Origin of the sequence: Streptomyces sp. MK7, assembly GCF_032658145.1 — a bacterium.
GTDB classification, from domain to species: Bacteria; Actinomycetota; Actinomycetes; order Streptomycetales; family Streptomycetaceae; genus Streptomyces; species Streptomyces spiralis.
Window position 1 is genome coordinate 1 of the sequence record NZ_JAVACL010000109.1, and the last position, 3303, is coordinate 3303.

General features: G+C 68.0%; 2 protein-coding genes and 1 pseudogene. 2 read left to right on the forward strand and 1 reads right to left on the reverse strand.

The window, feature by feature from the left end:
• Positions 1 to 89: 89 nt before the first annotated feature.
• Positions 90 to 404: a hypothetical protein gene (locus R2S09_RS39955; protein ID WP_316746178.1), complete on the forward strand. Its 315-nt coding sequence runs from the start codon at positions 90 to 92 to the stop codon at positions 402 to 404.
• On the opposite strand, the pseudogene R2S09_RS39960 reads toward R2S09_RS39955, so the two are convergent.
• Positions 394 to 1161: pseudogene (locus R2S09_RS39960) on the reverse strand (transposase). The gene R2S09_RS39955 and the pseudogene R2S09_RS39960 sit on opposite strands and share 11 nt — an antisense overlap.
• Before the next feature lie 138 nt (positions 1162 to 1299).
• On the opposite strand from R2S09_RS39960, the gene R2S09_RS39965 reads away from it, so the two are divergent.
• Positions 1300 to 2736: an IS1380 family transposase gene (locus tag R2S09_RS39965; protein WP_399145731.1), complete on the forward strand. Its 1437-nt coding sequence runs from the start codon at positions 1300 to 1302 to the stop codon at positions 2734 to 2736.
• Positions 2737 to 3303: the final 567 nt, after the last annotated feature.

Below are 3303 nucleotides of genomic sequence, written 5' to 3' on the forward strand. Positions count from 1 at the left end.
GGCTAAAGGTTGTCCCGTAACGAGGCCCGGGGTCTCAGGCATACTGGCGCTCGTTGTCGCTGGGGACCGGACCTAGGACGGGAGCCTGAGTGCCTGAGCTGCGGTGTGAAGCGGTTCGTTGGGTGGATGACGAGCCGTTTCCTGGCATCGTCGAGGTTCAGTTCGTTGACGCTGCGGGCCAACGTTGGTCTTTGATCGACAAGAGCTCGATCTTCGCGCAGGTCGCTCAGCTGGCTCCCGACTCGGTCTACCCGGTGAAGGTCACGGTGGCGTGCGAGGTCCAGGGCGACATCGAGGCGACGGCCGGCGACGGAGTCGTGACTGTCTCCACTTCGCCGGACGGGGTCACGACGCCGGATGGACGGGACACCTTCGCCGTGAACCAGAGCCAGCTCATCCCGTGAGAGCGAGATTGTGAAGTCGGGCGATGCCGAGCATGGCCTGGTGAACGCCGGTGCCCTTGAGCCGGCAGTCGCGCAGGATCTTCCAATTCTTCAGCCGGGACAGGGCGTGTTCAACCCGGGCGCGTGCCCGGCGGTGGACGGCGTTCTCCGCCTCCTGCTACGGGCTGAGATGGGCCTGGCCACGTTGTTTGCGGTGCGGGATGAGCAGGCCGGTGCCCTGGTAGCCGCCGTCGGCGATGACCGGGGCGCCGCGGCAGGCCCGGTCGACACCGGACTCCGCAAAGGCCCGGCAGTCGTTGCGGCTGCCGGGCAGCGGGGTCCCGATCGCCACGACCAGGTGGCTGTTGGCGTCGATGACGACCTGCAGGTTGGTCGAGTACCGGTAGTTCTTGCTGGAAGCGGCGATGCTGCGGTCGCGGGTGGGCACCAGGGTGCCGTCGACGATATAGACGGTGTCCTTGCGTGGTCGACGGGCTGGCGAGATGGCCAGCAGGGGTGCGAGGTGATCGAGAATGCGGTCCGCCGCGGACTTCGAGACTCCGAACAGCGGCGCTACCTGCCGCAATGTGAGGTTCGTCCGCCAGTACGTGGCCACCAGCAGCACCCGGTCCTCCAGCGGCAGTCGCCACGGGCGGCCGCGCTGAACGTCGCCGCCACGGCGCCGTACCAACGCAACCAGCCTTGCGAACTGCACCTCGGACAGCCCGGAGAACGGCTCGATCCACTTTGGATCATCCGCTGAGATCACCCCACCCATGCCCAGGCAACGCAGCAACCGCCACACGGGTTACGGGACAACCTCTAACCTCGCCGTTTCACTTGAGTACGGCTGGCTTGGGGGCGGAAACGCGAAAGTGCCTTCCTGACCTGGGACGATGAACCTTGCTGAGGGGTTCTGTCGGTCCAGGCGGAGGGCACTTTCTACGTGCAGGGTATCGGGTTGCGTCCCAAGGTCCATGTCAGTGCCGATGGTTCGGGGGTGGTCGGGCATGCCGGGGCACGGTTGCTGGCGGATCTTGCCGATGCCACTGGTCTGACAGCCGCGTACTCTGCCGCTCTCAGGCCGCTTCGGCCGCGCGGGACCGGGCACGACCCGGGACGGGTCGCCACCGATCTCGCGGTGATGCTCGCCGACGGCGGTGAGGCGATCGCGGATCTGGCCGTGCTGCGGGACCAGGGCGAGGTGTTCGGTCCGGTCGCCTCCACACCCACGGCTTGGCGGTTGCTCGCCGACACCGACGAGGCTGCACTCGCTTCGCTGCGAGCGGCTCGCGCTTCAGCCCGGGAAGTCGCCTGGATGCAGGCCGCCGAGACCGGCGAGGGCATACCTGCCGCTCGGGCCGGCGGACAAGAGCTTCCCGGCCTGGTCCTGGATCTCGACGCCACGCTGGTCACCTGCCACTCCGAGAAAGAGCAGGCTGCCTCGACCTACAAGGGCGGCTTCGGCTTCCATCCGCTGCTGTGTTTCCTCGCAAACACCGGCGAGGCCGTGTCGGGACGGCTGCGGCCCGGCAACTCCGGAGCCAACACTGCCGCCGATCACGTTGCGGTGCTCGACCAGGCGCTCACGCAGATCCCCGACACTCACCGGCACGGCACCGACATCCTGGTCCGCACCGACAGTGCCGGATCTGCGAAAGCCTTCCTCACCCACGTCCGCGACCTGCGGAAACGAGGAATCCGTACCTTCTTCTCAGTCGGATACGCCATCACCGAGCCCGTCCGCCGCGCGATCCGCTCGGTGCCCGACCGCCTCTGGCATCCCGCCCTGGACCAGGACGGGACGCTGCGTGATGGCGCAGAAGTTGCCGAGCTGACCGGGCTGGTTGATCTGGACGGCTACCCGGCCGGCACCCGCATCATCGTGCGCCGCGAGCGGCCGCACCCCGGAGCCCAGCTGTCCCTGTTCGATCAGGACGAGGGCCTGCGACATCAGGTGTTCCTCACCGACACCCCGTACTCCGGTGGTGGCTCCGCCCAGTTCCTGGAGGTCCGCCACCGCGGGCATGCCACCGTCGAGGACCACATCCGGTGCGGCAAGACCACCGGCTTCGGCCGCTTCCCCTCCCGCCACTTCGACGTCAACGCTGTCTGGCTCGAACTCAGCCTCACAGCGATCGACCTGCTGGCCTGGACGCGCGTCCTGCTGCTGGACGGGAAGCTGGCCACTGCCGAGCCGAAGAAGCTCCGCTACCGGCTGCTGCACGTCGCTGCCCGCCTCACCCGCGGCGGCCGACGCCTACGCTTGCGGATATCGGCGACCTGGCCCTGGAGAAACGAACTGGTCGCGGCATTCCACCGTCTCGCCGCACTGCCCCGCCCAGGCAGCTGACCGGAAACCACCCTGCCCACCCACGACCTGAAGGACTCCGGAGAACCCGACCACCGCGCCGGGATTCCGCCATGTCCGAGCACCGAAATCGCCTCGGTCACCCGGCAGTTGACCCTCAGCGACGCCTCATCGCCCCAACCGAAACGGCGAGGTTAGGCATGACGACCTTCAACCCCGACCATCGCGTGTCGCCTCACGCGCATGAGGGACGCACAGCCGTCTGGTGCCTCTCCCCGGTCCGCCAGACGGCTGGCGCTCAGCTCTCGGCCTCAGCCTCTTCGGGCGCCTGAGACGTCCTACGGTCACAGGGGGAGGGGTAGACCTCAGCAAGCGCGAGGGCTTCGGCGGCTGTGTCGGCGACGGCTGCACAGAGAGCCGCGTTGGGGGTATGCGCGGACCTTGCCCCGACCCGGAGGGCTGCACGCCGGCGCACGGAGACTGTGCAGCGCATTGCTCGGTTTACGGCCCTCAGCGAGACATCCTCCAGGTCACCGCCCCCGGCTCCCGTCTCACTTTCCGTCTCGTTCATCGTCGTACACGGCCGCCCGGACCCGTTCAGGCTGCCTC